General features: G+C 71.7%; 19 protein-coding genes and 1 tRNA gene. 11 read left to right on the forward strand and 9 right to left on the reverse strand.

Features of this window, described 5'->3' with window-relative positions; translation table 11 throughout:
• Positions 1-71: 71 nt before the first annotated feature.
• From EXE57_RS01725 to EXE57_RS01740, 4 genes are read right to left on the reverse strand one after another with little or no spacing between them, the layout of a single operon-like run.
• Positions 72-650 carry a LysR family substrate-binding domain-containing protein gene (locus EXE57_RS01725; protein WP_135073423.1) on the reverse strand — a complete coding sequence of 193 codons (579 nt, stop codon included), beginning with the start codon at positions 648-650 and terminating at the stop codon, positions 72-74.
• A complete protein-coding gene (locus EXE57_RS20080; protein WP_167305780.1) occupies positions 650-1,444 on the reverse strand; it encodes a hypothetical protein in 795 nt (264 codons plus the stop codon). The genes EXE57_RS01725 and EXE57_RS20080 overlap by 1 nt, the downstream gene beginning before the upstream one ends.
• Before the next feature lie 12 nt (positions 1,445-1,456).
• On the reverse strand, positions 1,457-2,452 hold the full coding sequence (locus tag EXE57_RS01735; RefSeq protein ID WP_135073425.1) for a GNAT family N-acetyltransferase: 996 nt from the start codon (positions 2,450-2,452) through the stop codon (positions 1,457-1,459).
• A 51-nt stretch (positions 2,453-2,503) separates the two neighbouring features.
• The gene (locus EXE57_RS01740) at positions 2,504-3,067 is read right to left on the reverse strand and encodes a TM7S3/TM198-like domain-containing protein (protein ID WP_135073427.1); all 564 of its coding nucleotides are present in this window, start codon (positions 3,065-3,067) and stop codon (positions 2,504-2,506) included.
• Positions 3,068-3,396: 329 nt separating this feature from the next.
• On the opposite strand from EXE57_RS01740, the gene EXE57_RS01745 reads away from it, so the two are divergent.
• On the forward strand, positions 3,397-5,073 hold the full coding sequence (locus EXE57_RS01745) for a hypothetical protein (RefSeq protein WP_135073430.1): 1,677 nt from the start codon (positions 3,397-3,399) through the stop codon (positions 5,071-5,073).
• A gap of 159 nt (positions 5,074-5,232) precedes the next feature.
• Here the strand turns inward: EXE57_RS01745 and EXE57_RS01750 are convergent.
• A tRNA-Leu gene (locus EXE57_RS01750) sits at positions 5,233-5,321 on the reverse strand.
• Between the two features lie 79 nt (positions 5,322-5,400).
• Here EXE57_RS01750 and EXE57_RS01755 point away from each other — a divergent pair.
• On the forward strand, positions 5,401-6,723 hold the full coding sequence (locus EXE57_RS01755; RefSeq protein ID WP_135073432.1) for a M20/M25/M40 family metallo-hydrolase: 1,323 nt from the start codon (positions 5,401-5,403) through the stop codon (positions 6,721-6,723).
• A 12-nt stretch (positions 6,724-6,735) separates the two neighbouring features.
• Here EXE57_RS01755 and EXE57_RS01760 read toward each other — a convergent pair whose 3' ends face one another.
• Positions 6,736-6,960 carry a DUF5703 family protein gene (locus EXE57_RS01760; protein WP_135073434.1) on the reverse strand — a complete coding sequence of 75 codons (225 nt, stop codon included), beginning with the start codon at positions 6,958-6,960 and terminating at the stop codon, positions 6,736-6,738.
• Between the two features lies 1 nt (position 6,961).
• A complete protein-coding gene (locus tag EXE57_RS01765; RefSeq protein ID WP_135073436.1) occupies positions 6,962-7,903 on the reverse strand; it encodes an aldo/keto reductase in 942 nt (313 codons plus the stop codon).
• 31 nt (positions 7,904-7,934) lie between these two features.
• Between EXE57_RS01765 and EXE57_RS01770 the strand changes: the two genes are divergently transcribed.
• Both EXE57_RS01770 and EXE57_RS01775 read left to right on the forward strand, forming a co-directional pair.
• A complete protein-coding gene (locus EXE57_RS01770) occupies positions 7,935-8,759 on the forward strand; it encodes an undecaprenyl-diphosphate phosphatase (RefSeq protein WP_244246952.1) in 825 nt (274 codons plus the stop codon).
• 79 nt (positions 8,760-8,838) lie between these two features.
• Positions 8,839-9,672, forward strand: coding sequence for an alpha/beta fold hydrolase (locus EXE57_RS01775; RefSeq protein ID WP_167305781.1), 834 nt, complete (start codon positions 8,839-8,841; stop codon positions 9,670-9,672).
• A 73-nt stretch (positions 9,673-9,745) separates the two neighbouring features.
• Here the strand turns inward: EXE57_RS01775 and corA are convergent, their stop codons facing one another.
• Positions 9,746-10,723, reverse strand: coding sequence for a magnesium/cobalt transporter CorA (gene corA, locus EXE57_RS01780; protein WP_135073442.1), 978 nt, complete (start codon positions 10,721-10,723; stop codon positions 9,746-9,748).
• Between the two features lie 33 nt (positions 10,724-10,756).
• On the opposite strand from corA, the gene EXE57_RS01785 reads away from it, so the two are divergent.
• From EXE57_RS01785 to mshC, 4 genes are read left to right on the forward strand one after another with little or no spacing between them, the layout of a single operon-like run.
• On the forward strand, positions 10,757-11,455 hold the full coding sequence (locus tag EXE57_RS01785) for an MSMEG_4193 family putative phosphomutase (RefSeq protein WP_135073445.1): 699 nt from the start codon (positions 10,757-10,759) through the stop codon (positions 11,453-11,455).
• Between the two features lie 10 nt (positions 11,456-11,465).
• Positions 11,466-12,038, forward strand: a complete 573-nt coding sequence (locus EXE57_RS01790) for a DUF3090 domain-containing protein (RefSeq protein WP_244246953.1) — start codon at positions 11,466-11,468, stop codon at positions 12,036-12,038.
• Positions 12,035-12,787 (forward strand): SCO1664 family protein, encoded by a 753-nt coding sequence (locus tag EXE57_RS01795; protein ID WP_208542931.1) that lies wholly within the window; start codon positions 12,035-12,037, stop codon positions 12,785-12,787. Before EXE57_RS01790 ends, EXE57_RS01795 begins: the two co-directional genes overlap by 4 nt.
• Before the next feature lie 31 nt (positions 12,788-12,818).
• Complete coding sequence (gene mshC / locus EXE57_RS01800) at positions 12,819-14,060, forward strand: cysteine--1-D-myo-inosityl 2-amino-2-deoxy-alpha-D-glucopyranoside ligase (RefSeq protein ID WP_135073449.1); 1,242 nt, start codon at positions 12,819-12,821, stop codon at positions 14,058-14,060.
• A 1-nt stretch (position 14,061) separates the two neighbouring features.
• On the opposite strand, the gene EXE57_RS01805 is transcribed toward mshC, so the two are convergent.
• Positions 14,062-14,934 (reverse strand): PAC2 family protein, encoded by an 873-nt coding sequence (locus tag EXE57_RS01805; protein ID WP_135073451.1) that lies wholly within the window; start codon positions 14,932-14,934, stop codon positions 14,062-14,064.
• Positions 14,935-15,154: 220 nt separating this feature from the next.
• Between EXE57_RS01805 and metH the strand changes: the two genes are divergently transcribed.
• The 3 genes from metH (at position 15,155) to EXE57_RS01820 (ending at position 20,706) form a co-directional block, all read left to right on the forward strand.
• Positions 15,155-18,832, forward strand: coding sequence for a methionine synthase (metH, locus tag EXE57_RS01810; protein ID WP_244247123.1), 3,678 nt, complete (start codon positions 15,155-15,157; stop codon positions 18,830-18,832).
• Positions 18,833-19,195: 363 nt separating this feature from the next.
• Positions 19,196-19,957: a GAF domain-containing protein gene (locus EXE57_RS01815; protein WP_135073453.1), complete on the forward strand. Its 762-nt coding sequence runs from the start codon at positions 19,196-19,198 to the stop codon at positions 19,955-19,957.
• The gene (locus EXE57_RS01820) at positions 19,954-20,706 is read left to right on the forward strand and encodes a GAF and ANTAR domain-containing protein (protein ID WP_135073455.1); all 753 of its coding nucleotides are present in this window, start codon (positions 19,954-19,956) and stop codon (positions 20,704-20,706) included. Before EXE57_RS01815 ends, EXE57_RS01820 begins: the two co-directional genes overlap by 4 nt.
• The last annotated feature ends 199 nt before the right edge of the window (positions 20,707-20,905 follow it).

Genomic DNA, 20,905 nt, shown 5'->3' on the forward strand with positions numbered 1-20,905 from the left:
ACGTGCCCGGGGGAGGCACCGGGGTCGTGCCGGACGTTGCTGCGGGGTAGCGCCCGGCACGGCCCGCCGGGTCAGCCTCGGGAGCTGCGTGCCGTACGGCCACGGACCACGCCGACGAAGGCCTGGGTCTGCTCGTCATCCCGGGCGACGAGCCAGGCTAGGCCGATCTTCGTCGGCGGCAGGTCCGTGACCGGCCGCGACTCGACGTCCTTGCGGTGGTGGAGGCGCGCGACCGACATGGGGAGGATCGCGACCCCACCGCCGCTCGCGACGACCTCGACGGCCTCCTGCGCGGACATCGGCGGCCAGGGGAGCTGGTCGACGTCGGGGGTCCAGCCGGACGGGTGCGGCACCACCAGCTGCTCGTCGACGAGGTCGGCGAGCCGGACCTCGGGCGCCGCGGTGACGAAGTGGTCGCGCGGCACGACGACCACCGGCACCTCGTCGTAGAGCGGCACGAGGTGCAGGCCGTCGCGGTCGACCGGCAGTCGGACCAGGCACATGTCGAGGCCGAGGTCGCGAAGCCGCAGCTCCTGCTCCTCCTCGGTGACCGGCACCAGCTCCAGCGGCTGCCGCTGCCGTTCGCGCCACGCTCGGGCCCACTTGTCGGGTGTGGCGCCGGTGACGAACCCGACCCGGAAGGCGTCCATCAGTCCTCCCGGAACCCGAGGCCACGCTCGGCCAGGGCCTCGCCGAGCCGGGTGACGGCGACGGGGCCGACGCCGTGCAGCGCGAGCAGCTCGGCCTCGGTCCAGGCGGTCACCTGCTCGAGGCTGGTCACCTCGACGACGCGGAGCGCGCCGGTGGCCGGAGCGCCGATGGTGCGGGGGAGCGGGGTGCCCTCCGGGCGAGGTGCGCGGGCTCGGGGTGGTCGGCCGTGGTCGAGCACGGCCTCGCCCCGCGGCGAGAGCCGGTAGCCGATCGCGAGCGACTCGGTGAGGCCCTTCTCCTTCAGCTTGCGGACGTCGCGCTTGAAGTCCGGGGTGTCCCGACCCAGCTCGGCGGCCAGGTCCGGGGCGCGGACCTCGGGCGAGCGGTCGATGACCTCGAGGGTGGCGCGCGTCCACGGCCCGTGGGGCGAGGCGTGGTCGAGACGGTCGAGCGAGGCGAGGATCGACTCGATCTCCGCAGGCGTGGGCACGGACTCGCGCAGCGCCTCGCGGGGGTCGGCGCCGGCGTACTGAAGACCCACCCGGAAGACGGGGCGGTCGGTCCGGTGGGCCAGTGCCTCCTTGAGCCCGGCCAGCGACGCCGCACCCGCCCGATGGGCATCCTCGGCCCGGAGCGAGGAGAGCGCGACCTGCTCGACGGAGGTCACCTCGAGCAGGCCCACGGCAGTGCGCAGCCGGGACCCGACCTTGACCCGCGGCCGGTCCCAGCGACGGAAGGCGAGGTCGATCTCGCCACGCTTGATCGCCGAGAGCTCGGCGGGACGGATCATCACGGGGTCAGTCCATCACGTCCCGGGGACGAAGGGGGCCGGGTGCGGGCGGGCGAGCTCCGCGATGTACCCGTGGAAGGCGCAGCGCACGTCGAGTCCTGCCCTGCGGTAGACCGACGGTGCGTCGTGGCTGTTCTCGCTGTCCACGTGCAGCGACAGCCGGCCGAGCCCCTCCCGGTGCGCGATCTCGCAGGCGTGCGCCAGCAGGGCCGCGGCGATGCCGCGACGGCGGTACGGCGCGAGGGTGGCGAGCTCGGCGACGTACAGGGCGTCCTCGGTCTCCAGCCTCCGGCTCAGCACCATCGCCGCAGCGGGAACGCCGTCGATCGTGGCCAGGAACCGGAACGCCGGGTCGAACCCGGACTGGGACTCCTCGAGGGCCAGCCACGAGTCGTGGTCGAGCGGCGTGAATCCCCAGTGGCCGACGAAGCCCTCGTTGAGCACTCCGTGGACGTCGTGGCTGCTCGCGGCGCCGGTGATGGCGAGTCCCGGGACGGGTGCCGCGGTGCGGGAGGCGCCGGTGACCGGTCCGAGCATCTCCCAGAAGGTGCGCTGGTGGGTGAAGCCGGCGGCTGCGAGGCGGCGCTGGGCGGCGGTCGCACCGGCCGGGCACCCGGAGAACGCCCTGACCGGCCCCTCGCCGTCGGGAGCGTGGTCGGTCAACCACGGGAGCAACAGCCCCCAGCCGGCCGCGGTCAGCTCGTCGTGCACCTCGTCGGGGAGCGCCGGATCGCTGGTGATCCCGGTGCCGAGCAGCGGGTCGCCCGGGACGTGGAACGCGAACCACCACTGGACGACCCTGCCCGTGCCGTCCCGGACGACGTGCTGGAGGGAGTCCATGGTCGGGGGTGGCTCGAGCTCGGCGCGGGCGTCCTCCTCGGTGTCGGCGCAGAACCCGAAGGCCGCGACCTGCTCGGCGGCGATGATCTGGTGCACCTCGGGCGCGTGGGCGCCGGTTGCGGGCTCCAGGGTGAACCCTGCGGGGAGGGCCGCAGGGAGCGCGGCGGTCATGCAGCGAGTGTCCTGCTGGTCCCGTCGGCCGGCAACCGGGTTTCGGACGCCTCAGCGCGCGTCCTCGGTGTCGTCGCGGTGCTGGAACCGCTGCCCGACCAGGGCGAGCCCCACCCAGGCCACCAGGAAGACAGCCGTGCCCCAGGTGGTCTGCGGGCGCCAGAAGAGCTCGGTGGACGAGCTGCCTGCTCGCCCCACGCCGGAGAGGATCATCGCGGCACCCGCGACGGCGGTGCCCCAGACGAGCAGCCGCCGCTGGTAGCGGTCCCCGAGGAAGCCGCCGAGGAGGGCGATGGTCGGGACGAACACCAGGCCGAGGACCAGATCGGGGTCCCCCTCGCCCCCTGCCAGCAGCGCGTAGACCCTGGCGCCGATGACGGCGCCGACCACCGCGCCCGCCACGAAGAGCAGGATCGACCGGATCACGAGCGTCACGACGAACGCCGTCACCGCCGCGCCCAGCGCGACCAGGACCTGGGTCTGCAGGTCGGCGTCGAACAGCTCGGTGAGCATCCAGCCGAGCCCGAAGCCGGCGACGAGGATCGTCACCCGCAGGAACCGGGCGCCGAGGAAGCAGAGCACCGCCCCCAGGGCGATGAGAACGGTGGCGGACATCAGGGCCTTCCTGCAGCACGGTGCGGGCGGTCCATGGTGGCCGTCGGAGCGGTCCTCCCACGTCACCCGCCCCGGGTGAATGGGCAGCCGGAATGCAACGATCCCCGCGGCCAGAGAACCTGGACCCCGGGGACCGGATCGTGGGTCCTGGCGTCGATGGGCACGCGTGGGGGGGCGGGCGAATGTAGCCCCGAAGGTGCCCGGGTGCACGGAAGAACGCCCCTCGCGACGGCTCTCGGCCGGATGTGCCCTCTTCTTCCCCCTGCAGTCCCGTTGATGGGCCAGACCACACCGGTGTTCGACACGACGCTCTGGGTGCACGATGAGTCATGGACGCTGAGCAGTTCCTCGATGACGGGGACATGCCCCCTCAGGGCTCCCCACTTCTGCGGGACGTCGAGGTGGCTGAGTGTCTGCGACTTCTTGCGTGCCTCGACGACGGCAACCCTCAGCCTCCTGAAGTCCAGGCAGAGGCGCAGGGCGCGCTCATGAGCATGGCCATCCCGGGACAGGTGCTGAGCGAGTTCCTGCATCGTACGGCTCGCGACCCCACCTCGCTCGCGCTCGGGGGGCTCACGATCATCGGTGCCGAGATCCGGGGTGACCTCCACCTTGTCGGCCTCGACTGGCCCCGGAGCCTGAGACTCGTGGCGTGCCGCATCACTCACTTCCTACGAATGCACGGCACTCGGCTGGACTCCCTGGAGCTCGACAGCTCTCAGGCCGATCACCTTGCCATCGAGAACTCACACCTGGCTCGAGGCCTGGTACTGCCCCCAACCGCTGACGGGATCGGGCTGTTCGACGTGGGGATCGGAGGTGACGTCCGATTCGACCGTCAACGTTTCCCAGGGGCAGACGAGCTGAAGCCCACCGAGGTGACGCTGGACCGCGTCGCCGTCGGCGGGGACTTGGTTGTCGAAGGCGTTCGTAGCTTCATCGGGCTGCGTTCAGTGTCGGTGGCACAGGCCTTCCGGCTGGAGTGCACCTTGGAGGATCCCGACCTCCAGCCATCCTTCAACGCGTCCCGGTTGGAGGTCGGGGACGACCTTGTGATCGACCCCGAGTTCGTGGACGTGGCACGCTCCGCCATTCTTCTCAGCCTTGCGGAAACGACCGCGAACAGCGTCCACATCGCCGCCCCGGTGTATCGACACGCGGAGGTCTACCTCGGTGGCGTCCGTTGTGACCGCTTGGTCATGGCCGGTGAGAGCCGCTTCGCCAGGAGCAGGTTTCAGTCGGTGGGTCCCCACCCGCCGGGTGGGATCGCCCTGCCGCGAGCCGAGGTCGGACTCCTGGTCACCCCACGAGATCCGGGGGATCTGCCGCCGCTTCGCTCGGCCCGAGGGTGGAAGCTGGGGGGAGTCCTCGGTGTGGTCGCAGACGATGTCCGGGTTGCGGGGGCGTGGTTGACGGCACTGCCCGAAGGGGTCTCAGTCGACGAGGACGTGAGCCACGAGGAGGGTCCGTCATCCCAAGTGTGGTCCGAGCTGGCCAACGCCTACGAAACCATGGGGCAAGCGAGCGACGCCCGGAGGATCCGCTACCGGTGGGCGGGGCTCGCTGCGCAGATGGGCCCCCTCCCCAGCAGGGTCGTGCAGGTCATCTATCGAATCACCACCGGCTACGGCCACTACCCGCTCCGGTCGCTGGCCTGGTTGCTCGGGGTGTTCCTCGTGGCGCTTGGCCTCATCGCGGTCACCGGTGACGACTTCACCACCGAGACCACGGCCGCGATCGCGGCGCACGAGTACCCCGGTGCGACCATCGCCGACATCCCTGGCCGCGTCCGCGCCGCCGACTGCACGAACCCCTCCTGGGACACCCCCTGCATGAACACCTTGGAGTACGCCGCCAGCGTGGCCATTCCGCCAGCGATAGCCACCCCCGCCTGGCTCCCGCCCCCCGGACCGGTATCGCTCGTCATGCACACGCTGCGCGTCCTGTCCTGGGTGTTCGTGGGCTTCCTGCTCGCCGGACTCACCGGCCTCCTCCGCCGGCAGTAGTTCCGGCTGACGGATGGTGCAGCGGTGACCCGACGGCTGACCCGAAGCGGCTCCAGCACGCCAACCGTGCTTCGACGCTCGGACGGGCACAGGTGCCCCTGGGAGACGCAACCACGTGGCTGCCCCAGAGAGAGTGCAGGTCGACTGACCTGCGGTCTGTGGTGTCCGAGGGGGGACTTGAACCCCCACGCCCTAATACGGGCACTAGCACCTCAAGCTAGCGCGTCTGCCAATTCCGCCACCCGGACGAGTGCGGTGGAACAGTAGCAAAGGGAGGGCGTGAGTCCCGCATCGGGAGGGTCCCCCCAACGGTGTCAGGATGGGGGCATGACCTCGGACATCCAGACGCCCGCCCACGACCCTGCCGGGGAGGTCGTGGAGCTGTGTCGCGACCTGATCCGCCTCGACACCTCGAACTATGGGGACGGCTCCGGGCCGGGCGAGCGCAAGGCCGCCGAGCACGTCGCGACGCTGCTCGACGAGGTCGGGATCGAGTCCACCGTCGTCGAGCGGACGTCGGGCCGGACCAGCCTGATCGCCCACTGGGGCGGCGACGGCAGCCGCGACGACGCGCTGCTGCTGCACGGTCACCTCGACGTCGTCCCGGCGGCGGCCGAGGACTGGCAGGTCGACCCGTTCTCGGGCGAGGTGCAGGACGGCTTCGTGTGGGGCCGCGGCGCGGTCGACATGAAGGACTTCGACGCGATGCTGCTCTCCGTCGTCCGGGCGCGCACCCGGGCGGGGCGGGTGCCGGCGCGGCCGGTGGTGCTGGCGTTCACCGCCGACGAGGAGGCCGGTGGCCACCACGGGGCCCAGGTGATGGTCGAGGACCACGCCGAGCACTTCGACGGCGTCACCGAGGCGGTCGGCGAGGTCGGCGGCTTCAGCGCGACCGTGCGCGGCCGGCGCATCTACCTCATCGAGGCGGCCGAGAAGGGCATGGCGTGGATGACGCTGACCGCTCGCGGCCGGGCCGGGCACGGCTCGATGATCAACAGGGAGAACGCGGTCACCGACCTCGCGGCCGCGGTCGCGAGGATCGGCGCCCACCCGTGGCCCGTGCGCCTGACGCCGGCGATGGAGGTGCTGCTCGCGACCGTCGCCGAGCTCGCCGGGACCGAGGCCACCCCGGAGAACGCCGAGGCGCTGATCGAGGAGTTCGGCAGCGCGAGCCGGATGCTGGGCGCCGTGATCCGCAACACCGCCAACCCGACGATGCTACAGGCCGGCTACAAGGCGAACGTGATCCCGACGGAGGCGACCGCCACCATCGACGGCCGCTTCCTGCCCGGCTACGGCGACGAGTTCTTCGACACTCTCGCCGAGCTGTGCGGCGACGCGGTGGAGCTCGACTTCATCACCAAGCAGGAGCCGTGGGAGACGCCGTACGACGGCCACCTGGTCGACGCGATGACGCGCAGCCTGCTGGCCGAGGACGACGAGGCGCTGGTCGCGCCGTTCCTGATGAGCGGTGGCACCGACGCCAAGCACTTCCGCAAGCTCGGCATGAGGTCCTACGGCTTCGCCCCGCTGCGGCTCCCCGCCGACCTCGACTTCACCGCGCTCTTCCACGGCGTCGACGAGCGGGTGCCGGTGGACGCGCTGGAGTTCGGGGCGCGCGTCTTCGACCGGTTCCTCGACGAGGTCTGACCCGGCCGACGCTCAGACGAGCTGCCGCTGCCGGATGATCTTGCGCCGCAGGACCACGCGGCGGGTGCCGTCGGGCGAGATCCGGACCCGGTCGAGCTCCCAGCCGCCGTGCTCGGCGCGGTCGACGAGCAGGCGGGTGACCACGTTGCGCGAGAAGTCGCGCGAGATCACCAGCTTCTCGAACTCCCACTCCACCCCGGGGCGGAGCGGTCGCTGCGTGGCGCGGGTCGCCGTCATCTCAGTCCCCCGAGACGTCGTCGAGGGCCGCGACGATCTCGGGCGGCAGGGTCAACCCCTCCACGCCGAGCACGTCCTTGAGCTGCGTCGCGGTCCGGGCGCCGACGATCGGCGCGGTGACGCCGGGTCGGTCGCGGACCCAGACCAGCGCGACCTGGAGCGGTGTCCAGCCGAGGCCGTCGGCCGCGCGGGCCACGCCCTCGACCACGGCCCGTCCGTGGTCGTCGAGGTAGCGGTCGACGCTGGCCGAGAGCCGGCCAGCACCGCGTGAGTGTGCGGGCGTGCCCGTGCGGTACTTGCCGGTGAGGACGCCACCGCCGAGGGGGGAGTAGGGCAGCACGCCGAGGCCGGTGCTGCGGGCCGCCGGCAGCACCTCCCGCTCGAGGTCACGGTTGAGCAGCGAGTACTCCTCCTGGGTGCTCGCGAGCGGCACCCGGCCGGGGATGGCGCGCTGCCAGGTGGCGGCCTGGGCGAGCTGCCAGCCGGCGTAGTTGCACACGCCGACGTAGCGGGCGCGGCCCGAGGTGACGGCCTGGTCGAGCGCGGCCATCGTCTCCTCGACCGGCGCCGCGTCCGACCACACGTGCACCTGCCAGAGGTCCACGTGGTCGGTCCGGAGCCGCTCGAGCGAGGTGTCGAGGTTCTGCAGCAGGGTGCGGCGCGAGGTGTCGCGGACCGGGCCGTCCGGTCCGGCGCGGAAGCCGCCCTTGGACGCGACCACCAGCTGCTCGCGACCCACCTCGCCCATCAGCCGGCCGAGCAGCTCCTCGGAGGCGCCGGCGCCGTACATCACGGCCGTGTCGACGAGCGTGCCGCCCGCATCGACGTACGTGCCGAGCAGGTCGCGGGCCTCGTGCTCGTCGACCTGGGTGCCCCACATGGCCGTGCCGAGACCGAGCCGCGAGACCGACAGACCGGTGTGCCCCAGGGCGCGTTGCAGCATGGCGAAGAGGCTATCCGTAGGCTTGCCCGCCGTGTGGGATCTCCTCAAGGCCGTCGCGCTCGGCACCCTTCAGGGGCTGACCGAGTTCCTCCCCATCTCCAGCAGCGCACACCTGCGGATCTTCCCGGAGCTCTTCGGGTGGGGCGACCCGGGAGCCGCCTTCACGGCCGTGATCCAGATCGGCACCGAGCTGGCGGTCCTCATCTACTTCCGCAAGGACATCTGGCGGATCGGCTCGACCTGGACCCGGTCGCTCTTCCGACCCGAGCTCCGCGGTCACCTCGACTCGCGGATGGGCTGGTTCATCATCATCGGCTCCCTGCCGATCGTGGTCCTCGGCATCCTGCTCAAGGACGTCATCGAGGAGGACTTCCGCAACCTCTGGATCATCGGCACCACGCTGGTCGTCATGGGTGTCGTCCTCGGGATCGCCGACCGCTTCAGCAGCGACGACCGCACGATCAAGCAGATGACGCTGCGCCACGCGGTGCTGATGGGTGCGGCGCAGGCCTGCGCCCTGATCCCCGGGGTCTCCCGCTCCGGCGCCACCATCTCGATGGGCCGGTTCCTCGGGTACGAGCGTGAGGCGGCCACCCGCTACGCGTTCCTGCTCGCGATCCCCGCGGTCGTGGGTGCCGGGCTCTTCGAGCTCAAGGAGATCCCGCACGGCGAGAACGCGTACGGCTGGGGCCCGACGCTCGTCGCGACGATCGTGTCGTTCCTCGTCGGGTACGCCGCCATCGCGTGGCTGCTGCGCTACGTCTCGACCCGTTCCTACACGCCGTTCGTGATCTACCGCGTGGTGCTCGGGGGCATGACGCTGGTGCTGCTCGCGACCGGCGTGCTGACTCCCTGACCCTCGCCGCACGACGTGCGCTGCGGGCATCCCGGGTGGCCTGTTGTCATCCACCTTCGGCGCAGCGACGATGGCTTGTGTGAGCCGCACGAGGCCCGTCAGGGTCGGCGAGGTCGACCTCGAGACCGAGGTGTGGGGCGAGGGTGAGCCCCTCGTGGTCATCCAGACGGCACTGACCGCTGATGAGCTGCGTCCCCTGGCCGAGCAGCTCGCCGGCGACGGTGAGCTCGAGGTGATCCACTACCACCGCCGCGGGTACGCCGGCAGCGGGCCGGCGCTCCGACCGGGCTCGATCGCCCAGGACGCCGCTGACTGTCGTTTCCTCCTCGAGGCGTTGGCGGTCGGGCCGGCCCACGTGGTCGGTGCCAGCTACAGCGCGGCCGTCGCGCTGACCCTGGCGACGAGATGCCCGGACGTGGTGCGGACGTTGACGGTGCTGGAGCCGCCGCCGTCGGGCGTGCCGAGCACTCCGGACTTCGTCGCCGCGAGCACCCGCCTCGTCGAGAGCTACTCCTCCCGGGGGCCGACCGTGGCGTTGGACGAGCTCATGGGGATGCTCGCCGGGCCCGACTGGCGTGCTGAGTCGGAGCGGGACCTGCCGGGCTCGGTGGCGGCGATGGAGCGCGACGCCCCGACGTTCTTCGAGTCCGACCTCCCGGCACTGCTCTCCTGGGAGCTCGACGATGCGGACGCCACGAGGATCACGTGCCCGGTGCTCTACGTCGGCGGCGGCCAGAGCGGTCCGTGGTTCGCCGAGGTCCGCACCCGGATCCGCCGGCTGCTCCCCCAGACGGAGAGCGCCACGGTGGCAGGAGCAGGCCACCTGCTCGCCCTCAGTCACGCTGCCGACACAGCCCGCCTCGTGCTGGACTTCCTGCGTCGTCACCGCTCGGCAGGCGCCGCGAGGACGTGAGTGCCGAAGGAGCCCTGGGGACCGTCACCGCCCCGGGCGCAGGGCCGGCGAGCGCTGATGTCCGACCGTTCCGTCAGAGCCAGCCGGAGCGCTTGAAGAACCAGAGCAGGCCGGCCGACGCCCCGAACATCAGCAGCAGCGCCCAGGCGTAGCCGAAGTCCCAGTGGAGCTCGGGCATGACGTCGAAGTTCATGCCGTAGATGCCGGCGATCAGGGTCGGGACGACGATCAGGGCGGCGCCGGCCGAGATCTTGCGCATGTCCTCGTTCTGCTGCACCGAGATCCGCGCCATGTGGGCGTCGAAGGCGGTGGACAGCAGCCCGTCGAGCTCGTCGATCGTCGCGGCCGCGCGGGCGAGGTGGTCGCCCACGTCGCGGAAGTAGGCGCCGGCCTCGGGGTCGATCCCGCGGACCATCCCGTTGGCGAAGCGCCCGACCGGCTCGCGCAGCGGCATCACTGCCCGGCGCACCTCGGCGAGCTCGCGCTTGAGGACGTAGATGCGCGCCGAGTCGTTGGTGCGCTCCTCGGAGAACACCGACATCTCGACCTCGTCGACGTCGGCGACCAGCTCGTCGACCACCTCCTCGTACGCGTCGACGACCTGGTCGCACACGGCGTAGACGACCGCGGTCGGCCCGTGGGCGAGCACGGCCTCGCGCGCCTCGAGGTCGACCCTGGCGCGCTTCAGCCCGCCGCCCTCGCCGTGGCGCACGCTGACCACGAAGTCGGCACCGATGAACAGGTTGATCTCGCCGGTCTCGACCGCGTCCTCGGCGTCGACGTACCAGAGCGTCTTCACGGTCAGGAAGATCGTGTCGTCGTAGCGCTCCAGCTTGGGCCGCTGGTGGGCGTTGACGGCGTCCTCGACGGCGAGGGGATGGAGCTGGAAGGCGTTGGCGACCTTGGCCAGCTCCCCGAGGTCGGGCTCGTGCAGGCCGACCCACACGAAGTCGCCGGGCTCGCACCGCTCCCGCATCGTCGCCAGGTCCGCGACGTCGCACTCCACCGGCACCCGGGTGCCCCGGCGGTAGAGGGCGCTGTCGACGATCACCCTCCTGAGGTTAGGGCACGTACAGTCGCCGGCATGGCAACCGTGCTCCTGGTCCGGCACGCCCGTTCGACGGCGAACGCCAGCGGCCTCCTCACCGGCCGCCTCAAGGGGGTCCATCTGGACGACACGGGTCGCGAGCAGGCGGGGCGCACCGCCCACCGGCTGGCCCCGGTCCCGTTGGCCTCGCTCGTGAGCAGCCCGCTGGAGCGCTGCAAGGAGACCGCGTCGGCGATCGCGAACGCCCAGCCCGAGCGGGCGAAGGTGGTCACCGAGCGTGGGCTCGTCGAGTGCGACTACGGCGACTGGCAGGGGCGGGAGCTCAAGGAGCTCGCCCGCGAGAAGCTGTGGAAGACGGTGCAGCGTCGTCCCTCCGCCGTCACCTTCCCCGACGGGGAGTCCCTGGCCGGGATGGCCGCCCGCGCGGTCGAGGCCGTACGCCGCCACGACGCCCGGGTCGAGGCCGAGCACGGCCCGAACGCCGTCTGGGCCGCGGTGACGCACGGCGACCCGCTCAAGGCGGTCCTCGCCGACGCGCTCGGGCTGCACCTCGACCAGTTCCAGCGGCTCCACGTCGACCCCGCGTCGGTGTCGGTGGTGCGGTTCACCGCTGAGTCGGCGTACGTCCTGCAGACCAACACCCATGACGGTGACCTGGCGTGGCTGGCGCCCAAGGGACGCCGGAAGGCGCCGGCGACCGGAGTCGTCGGTGGCGGCGCTGGGCCCGGTCACTAGGGTGGGATCCGTGCCGATCGTCCACTCCTTCGACCCGCCCGAACGCTTCGTCGCCGGGACCGTCGGCGAGCCCGGGGAGCGCACCTTCTTCCTGCAGGCCAGCGAGGGCCGCCGTGTCGTCAGCGTCGCCCTCGAGAAGCAGCAGGTGGTGGCCCTCGCGGAGCGGATGGACCAGCTCCTCGACGAGCTGATGAAGGCCGACACCCGTGGTGTCGTGCCGGCGGTCGCGCCGCTCGACCTCGACGACAACGGTCCGCTCGCGTCGCCGATCGAGGAGGAGTTCCGGGCCGGGACGATGACCCTCTCGTGGGACCCCGACGCGGAGCGGGTGGTCGTCGAGGTCTTCCCCTACTCCGAGGCGGCCGTGGTGGCGCCCGACCAGGTCGACGACGACTTCGAGGAGCCCGAGCCCGACGAGCTGCTGCTCGTACGCCTGACCGCCGCCGCCGCGCGCTCCTTCGTCAAGCGTGCCGAGCAGGTGGTCGACGCCGGGCGGCCGAGCTGTCCCTTCTGCGGCCACCCGATCGACCCCGACGGCCACCTGTGCGTCCGGGCCAACGGGTTCCGCCGCCGCGACCCGTGATCGAGGACGGCGAGCTCGTCCTCCACGGACGGATCATGCCCGCCTCCAACGCCACCTTCGTCGGGGAGGTGGACGGCACCCAGGTCGTCTACAAGCCGATCGCGGGGGAGCGCCCGCTGTGGGACTTCCCCGACGGCAGCCTGGCCTTCCGCGAGGTGGCCTCCCACCTGGTGTCGGCGGCGAGCGGCTGGGACGTGGTGCCGCTCACGGTCCTGCGCGAGGGTCCTCACGGCCTGGGGATGGTGCAGCTCTGGAAGGAGCCCGACCCGGATCAGGAGGCCGTGACGATCGTCCCCGAAGGCGCCACGCCGGCCGGGTTCCTGCACGTGTTCGACGGCGTGGACCAGCACGACCGGCCGATCTCGCTGGTCCACGAGGACTCCGTGGCGCTGCGGCGCATGGCGGTCTTGGACGTGCTGGTCAACAACGCCGACCGCAAGGGTGGTCACGTGCTGGAGATGACCGGCGGCCACCGCCACGGGGTCGACCACGGCGTGACGTTCCACGCCGAGCCCAAGCTGCGGACCGTCCTCTGGGGATGGGCCGGCGAGCCGCTGGCCGCCGACGAGCTCGACGGCATCGACCGGGTGCTCGCCGCGGTCGCCGGCACCCTCGGCGAGGGGCTGGAGCACCTGGTGACCGAGCGGGAGGTCGAGGGCCTCCGGCGCCGTGCCGAGCGGTTGCGCGCCGCGGCGGTGTTCCCTCAGCCGAGGGGAGACTGGCCGGCCATCCCGTGGCCGCCGTTCTAGGACGCTGGCCCTCCCCGTTACCCTTCCCACCATGCGCGTCTGGCCCGCCCCCGAGATCCCCGGACTCGACGTGACCGGACCCCCGGTGCGGCTCCACGACACGGCGTCCGGCGAGTCCGTGACGGTCGTCCCGCAGCAGGGTGCGGCCCGGCTGTACGTCTGCGGGATCACTCCCTACGACGCGACCCACATGGGCCACGCGGCGACGTACGTCGGCTTCGACCTGCTCGTCCGCGCCTGGCGCAACGCCGGCCACGACGTCACCTACGTCCAGAACGTGACCGACGTCGACGACCCGCTCCTGGAGCGGGCCGCGAAGGTCGGCGGCGACTGGCGCGAGCTCGCCGAGCGCGAGACCCAGCTGTTCCGCGACGACATGGCGGCGCTCCGTGTGGTCCCGCCCGACCACTACGTCGGGGCGGTCGAGTCGATCCCGCTGGTGATCGACCTGGTGCGCGAGCTCGAGGCCACCGGCTCGGTCTACCGCGTCGAGGACGACCTCTACTTCTCCGTCACCAGTGACGAGACGTTCGGCTCGCTGTCCGGCTGGACCCGCGACCAGATGCTCGCCGTCTTCGGCGACCGCGGTGGCGACCCCGACCGGGCCGGCAAGAAGGACCCGCTCGACTGCGTGCTGTGGCGGGCCGAGCGCCCCGGGGAGCCCGCGTGGGACAGCCCGTGGGGACCGGGACGACCGGGCTGGCACGTCGAGTGCACCGCCATCGCCCTGCTCCACCTCGGGACCACCTTCGACGTCCAGGGCGGCGGCAGCGACCTGGTCTTCCCGCACCACGAGATGTGCGCGAGCGAGGCGCAGGTCGCCCGGGGCGGGGAGCGGTTCGCCCGGGCGTACGCCCACGCCGGCATGGTCGGCTACGACGGCGAGAAGATGTCGAAGTCGCGCGGCAACCTGGTCTTCGTCAGCGCCCTCCGCCACAGCGACGTCGACCCCATGGCGATCCGGCTGTCGCTGCTGCGCCACCACTACCGCGCCGACTGGGAGTGGACCGACGACCAGCTCTGGGACGCGGTCGACACCCTCGTCACCTGGCGCCGCGCCCTCTCGCTGGGTGCCGGCGCACCGGCCGCTCCGGTCGCCGAGGCCGTGCTGGCCGCCCTGGCCGAGGACCTGGACGCCCCGGCCGCCGTGGCCGCCGTGCAGGCCTGGGTGGACGCGACCCTCGGGACCGACGGGCTGGCCGACACCAGCGACCCCGCCGCCGCCGGCACGGTCCACCGGCTGCTCGACGCGGCGCTCGGCCTGTCCCTCTAGCTCAGACCTGCGGACCCTGACCCGGACCCTCGTCGGGCCGGTTGCGCTTGAGGTAGCGCTCGAACTCCCGGGCGATCGCCTCACCGGACGCCTCCGGCAGGTCGGTGGTGTCGCGGGTCTCCTCGAGGGCCCGGACGTAGTCGGCGACGTCCTCGTCCTCCTCGGCGAGCTCGTCGACGCCGCGCTCCCAGGCCCGGGCGTCGTCGGGCAGCTCGTCGAGCGGGATGCTCGTCTGCAGCAGGTCCTCGAGCTGGCCGACGAGCGCCAGCGTCGCCTTGGGGCACGGCGGCTGCGGGACGTAGTGGGGGACCGCCGCCCAGTAGGACACCGCCGGGATGTCGAGCCGGACGCAGGCGTCCTGGAACACGCCGACGATGCCTGTCGGGCCCTCGTACGTCGACTGCTCGAGCTTGAGCCGGTCGACGAGGTCGGGCTCCGTGGCGGTCCCGGTCACCGGGACCGGTCGGGTGTGGGGGGTGTCCGCGAGCAGCGCGCCCAGGGTGACGACCAGCTCACCGCCGAGGTCGTCGCAGGCAGCGAGCAGCTCGGCGCAGAACTGCCGCCAGCGCAGGTTGGGCTCGATGCCACGGATGAGGATCACGTCCCGCCCCAGGTCGGGCGGGGAGGCGACCGCGATCTGGGTGGTCATCCAGACCAGCCGCCGGTGCCCGCTGGGGTCGGTGCCGATCGTGGGCCGGTTGACCTGGAAGTCGTAGTAGTCCTCCGGGTCGACGCTGCCGATGATCCGCGCGTCCCAGACCTGCATCAGGTGGTCCACGACGGCGGAGGAGGCGTCCGCAGCGTCGTTCCAACCGGCGAAGGCCGCGATGACGACGGGGTCGACCAGGTCGGGGACGTCCTCGAGCTCGATCACCCATCCACCCTAGTCACTGTGCCGTGACGCGGCAGGGACGACCGCTCCGATGATTTCGCGGGTGTTCGGCGTGGGTGTCACGATGGTCGTGTTCACCATCCGGGAAGTCAGTCCACGTTGCGGACAGGCTGCCTACGCTGGAGGCCCCGATGGAGCCGAGAGGAGAGCCGTGTCCGAGCCCGCACACCGGCCCGATGCCACGCAGGCGCTCACGGCTGCGATGCAGGAGCGCATCCTGGTCATCGACGGGGCGATGGGCACCCTGATCCAGGGACACCAGCTCGGCGAGGACGACTACCGCGGGGACCGGTTCGCCGATCACGGTCACGACCTCAAGGGCAACTCCGACATCTTGTCGATGACCCAGCCCGACATCATCCGCGACATCCACCGGCACTACCTCGAGGCCGGCGCCGACATCGTCTGCACCAACTCCTTCACCGCCTCCAGCATCTCCCAGGCCGACTACGGGCTGCAGGACCACTGCTACGAGCTCAACGTCGCGGCCGCGGCGGCGGCGCGGCTGGCTGCCGACGAGTTCTCGACCGCGGACTGGCCCCGGTTCGTGGCCGGCTCGCTCGGCCCGACCAACAAGACCGCGTCCATCTCGCCCGACGTCAACGACCCGGGCGCCCGCAACGTCGAGTTCGACGAGCTCGTCGAGTCCTACCTCGAGGAGGCGCGCGGGCTGGTCGACGGCGGCAGCGACCTGCTGCTCGTCGAGACCATCTTCGACACCCTCAACGCCAAGGCGGCGGTGTTCGCCCTCGAGACGCTCTTCGAGGAGCAGGGCCGCCGGTGGCCCGTCTGGATCTCCGGGACCATCACCGACGCGTCCGGCCGGACGCTCTCGGGCCAGACCACCGAGGCCTTCTGGCACAGCGTGCGCCACGTCCGCCCCCTCGTCGTGGGCCTCAACTGCGCCCTCGGTGCGGCCGAGCTCCGGCCGTACGTCGCCGAGCTCGCCCGGATCGCCGACTGCTTCGTCTCCGCCCACCCCAACGCGGGGCTGCCCAACGAGTTCGGCGAGTACGACGAGTCGCCGGACCAGATGGCCTCGGTCCTGGGCGACTTCGCCGCGTCCGGGCTGGTCAACCTGACCGGCGGCTGCTGCGGCACCACCCCCGAGCACATCGAGGCGATCGCCACCGCGGTCAAGGGCGCGGAGCCCCGGACCCGGGCCACGCCGGCACCGGCCCTGCGGCTCTCCGGGCTGGAGCCGTTCGCCATCGACCAAGACAGCCTCTTCGTCAACGTGGGGGAGCGGACCAACATCACCGGCTCCGCCCGCTTCCGCACGCTGATCAAGGACGGCGACTACGACACCGCCCTCACGGTGGCCGCGCAGCAGGTCGAGAACGGCGCCCAGGTCATCGACGTCAACATGGACGAGGGGATGATCGACGGCGTCGCGGCGATGGACCGCTTCCTCAAGCTGGTCGCCAGCGAGCCCGACATCAGCCGGGTCCCCGTCATGGTCGACTCCTCGAAGTGGGAGGTCATCGAGGCCGGGCTCAAGTGCGTGCAGGGCAAGCCGGTCGTCAACTCGATCTCCATGAAGGAGGGCGAGGAGAAGTTCGTCGAGCAGGCCCGGCTGTGCCGGCGCTACGGCGCTGCCGTCGTGGTCATGGCCTTCGACGAGGACGGCCAGGCCGACTCCCTGGAGCGTCGGCAGGCGATCTGCGGGCGGGCCTACCGGATCCTCACCGAGGAGGTCGGCTTCCCGGCCGAGGACATCATCTTCGACCCCAACGTGTTCGCGGTGGCCACCGGCATCGAGGAGCACGCGACGTACGGGCAGGACTTCATCGAGGCCACCCGCTGGATCAAGCAGAACCTGCCGGGCGCCCTGGTCTCGGGCGGCATCTCCAACGTCAGCTTCTCCTTCCGCGGCAACAACCCGGTGCGCGAGGCGATCCATGCGGTCTTCCTCTTCCACGCCATCGAGGCGGGCCTCGACATGGGCATCGTCAACGCCGGTGCGCTCGCCGTCTACGACCAGGTGGACGCGGAGCTGCGGGAGCGGATCGAGGACGTCGTGCTCAACCGGCGGCCGGACGCGGCCGAGCGGCTGCTCGAGGTGGCCGAGCGCTACAACCGGGCGGCCGAGGCCGACGAGGAGACGGTCGACGAGTGGCGATCGCTGCCGGTGGGGGAGCGGATCACCCACTCGCTGGTCAAGGGGATCGACGCCCACGTCGTCGACGACACCGAAGAGCTGCGGGCCGAGATCGCCGAGCGTGGCGGCCGCCCCATCGAGGTGATCGAGGGCCCGCTGATGGACGGCATGGACGTCGTCGGCGACCTCTTCGGCTCGGGCAAGATGTTCCTCCCGCAGGTGGTGAAGAGCGCTCGGGTGATGAAGAAGGCCGTCGCCTACCTGATCCCCTTCATCGAGGAGGAGAAGGCCAAGGACCCGGCCCTGGCCACCCAGAAGGAGACCAACGGCACCGTCGTGATGGCGACCGTGAAGGGCGACGTCCACGACATCGGCAAGAACATCGTCGGCGTCGTGCTGCAGTGCAACAACTACGAGGTCATCGACCTCGGCGTGATGGTGCCGCCGCAGAAGATCCTCGACGCGGCCAGGGAGCACGGTGCCGACGCGATCGGTCTGTCGGGGCTGATCACCCCCTCGCTCGACGAGATGGTGACGATGGCGAGCGAGATGCAGCGGCAGGGCTTCGAGATCCCGCTGCTGATCGGCGGTGCCACGACCTCGCGAGCCCACACGGCGGTGAAGGTCGACGGCAAGTACGACGGTCCGGTCGTCTGGGTCAAGGACGCGTCCCGGTCCGTCCCGACCGTGGCGTCGCTGCTGAGCCCGCAGCGCCGCGAGCAGCTCCTCGCCGACGTCCGCGCCGACTACGACAGCCTCCGCACCCGCCACGCCGCCAAGACCGAGCGGCCGATGGTGACCCTGGCGGAGGCCCGGGCCAACGCCGCGCCCGTCGACTGGTCCGACCACGCCCCGCCGGTCCCGGCCGAGCTGGGGGCCGACGGCACGGTGACGTTCTCCGTCTCGGACCTGCGCGACTACATCGACTGGCAGCCGTTCTTCAACGCCTGGGAGATGAAGGGGTCCTTCCCCGACATCCTCAACAACCCGACCACAGGAGAGGCCGCCCGCCGGCTCTACGACGACGCCCAGGAGATGCTGACGCGCATCGAGGCCGGGGACTGGCTCGGGATCCGCGGGGTCTACGGCTTCCGGGCGGCCAACGCGGTGGGCGACGACATCGAGGTGTACGCCGACGCCACCCGCGAGCAGGTCGTCGCGCGGCTGTGCCACCTGCGCCAGCAGGGCAAGCACCGCGACGGGGTCCCCAACCGCTGCCTGGCCGACTTCGTGGCACCGCGGGAGACGGGGCTCGCGGACCACGTCGGCGGCTTCGCCGTGACCGCCGGGCTCGGCAGCCAGGAGCGGGTCGCGGCGTTCCAGGCCGAGAACGACGACTACTCCGGGATCCTGCTGGAGTCGCTTGCCGACCGGCTCGCCGAGGCCGCCGCCGAGCGCCTCCACGAGCACGTGCGCCGCGAGGCGTGGGGCTATGCCCCCGACGAGCAGCTCGACAACCGGGGCCTGATCAAGGAGCTCTACGACGGCATCCGGCCGGCGCCGGGCTACCCCGCCTGTCCCGACCACACCGAGAAGCAGACCCTCTGGGACCTGCTCCGGGTCGAGGAGAGCCTCGGCGTACGCCTGACCGAGTCGATGGCGATGTGGCCGGGGGCGTCGGTGTCCGGCTGGTACTTCTCGCACCCCGACTCCCAGTACTTCGTGGTGGGACGGCTCGGGCGGGACCAGGTGGCCGACTACGCCGAGCGCAAGGGCTGGACGCTCGCCGAGGCCGAGCGCTGGCTCTCGCCCAACCTGGGCTACGACCCGGAGGACTGAGCCGGGCCTCGGCCGGGACGTGACCGTGAGCGTGCGAGCCCCGAGGTCCAGGGCAGCGAGCGCAATCCCCCGACGTGGGCTCACTGCCCTGGACGTCGAGTCCCCGACAATGGGCCGAGATGAGACGGCCTGGTCGATCTGGTGACTGGCGAGTCACGTCGGGGTCTGGGGCGCAACCAGTGCTCGCATGACCGTGCGCCTGCCGCCACCCTCTGCCAAGGGACGTCCGCCCGGGGTGCTGACCGCCTGCCGGACGGTCGAGCGAGCAGGCCTCGGCGCGAGGGAGAGGTCCTACACTGGGGTCCGAGGCCCAGGCCTTGGGCGACACCTCGCCATCCACGGCCGGCCACGTCAGGGGTCCCGATGACGCGTGCGTTCGACGCCATGCGGAGCGAGCTGAACGCCGCCATGACCGGCGCCGAGCGGGGCGTCCCGGCGGCCGACGAGCTGTGCTCGACGTGCGTGGACCTCTTCGGCGTGGACGGCGCGGCGCTGTCGGTGGTCCACGACGGAGCGACCCGGGGGACCTTCGGGTCGAGCAGCGAGGCCAGCCGTCGGCTGGACGAGTACCAGTTCACGTTCGGGGAGGGGCCCTGCCTCGATGCGGTGGCGGCCCGGCAGTCCGTGCTGGTGCCTGACCTCGACTCGGCGTTGGGGCGCCGCTGGCCCGCCTTTGCCGGAGCGGCCCTGGCCGACGGGATCCGAGGGGTCTTCGCCCTCCCGGTCGTGATCACCTCGGTGTGCGTGGGAGCGCTCGACCTGTTCCGCGTCGATCCCGGCCCCCTGCAGGGCAACGAGCTCGAGGGGGCGCTGCTGGCCGCCGAGCTGGCGGCAGCACCGCTGCTCGACCTGGTCGCCGAGGGCGGCGGGAACCAGGACGATGCGCTCCAGGAAGGATCCGAGGAGGCGTGGGGCAGCCTCGAGGAGATGGATCGCATCGAGGTGTACCAGGCCACCGGCATGCTGATCTCCCAGCTCGACGTGGACGCCGCAGAGGCCTTGGCGCGCCTGCGAGCCCACGCCGTCGCCACCGGGCAGACCGCGAGCCAGGTGGCCTGGGCCATCGTGGAACGTCGCCTGGTGCTGGAGCGGGACGACCACGGACCGGGGCGGGGGCAGGGATGACCGATCACAGGGAGCGCGAGATCATCCAGGCGTTCGTGGATCTCTCCAACGAGCTGGTCGACGACTACGACGTCGTCGAGATCCTGACCAGGCTCACCACGAGCTGCACCCAGCTGCTCGGCGTCGACTCGGCGGGACTGCTTCTCGCCAACGGCCGCGGGGCCCTCCACCTGGCTGCCTCGAGCTCCGACCGCGCCCACCACCTGGAGGTGCTCCAGCTCCAACGAGACGAGGGACCGTGCCTGGACTGCTTCCGGGCCGGTGAGGTCGTGATCGTGCCGGATCTCGCCGCCGAGACGGAGCGGTGGCCCCAGTTCTGCCGAGCGGCACGAGACGTCGACTTCAGGTCCGTCCACGCGCTCCCGATGCGGCTGCGCGACACCGTCCTGGGGACCCTGGGCCTGTTCGGGGAACAGGCTGGTCGACTCGACGACGAGGACCTTGCTCTGGCCCAGGCACTGGCTCACGTCGTGAGCGTGGCCGTCGTCAACGAGAAGGCTGCTGCCGACCTCGCGACGATCAACGCGCAGCTGCAGCACGCGCTGACGAGCCGGATCATCGTCGAGCAGGCCAAGGGTGTCATCGCCCAGACGGGCGACCTGGAGATGAGCGTCGCCTTCAGCGTGCTGCGTCGCTACGCACGCGACCACGGCCGGCGGTTGAGCGAGGTCGCCAGCGAGGTCGTCGGCCGCCAGCTGCACGGGGCCACCCTCCTGGCGCACGCCCGTGCCGCGGCCATCCTGCCGTGAGTGGGGAGGGTGGCGGCGGAGGCGACGGTGTGCTCTACTGAGGATGAACGACTGCACCCGGACCCTGTGCGCTCTGCCATGAGTGCCAGGGTCTTTTCCATGCCCGGGGGGCGCCCCGTCCTTGTCCCCGGGCTCGGCGCGTGGCTCCTCGCCCGGTCCCCCGCAGGGCGAGGAGTCCCTCGTCGCCGTGTGCCCCCTG

The sequence above is a fragment of the Nocardioides euryhalodurans genome, from assembly GCF_004564375.1.
In the GTDB taxonomy this organism is placed as follows: domain Bacteria; phylum Actinomycetota; class Actinomycetes; order Propionibacteriales; family Nocardioidaceae; genus Nocardioides; species Nocardioides euryhalodurans.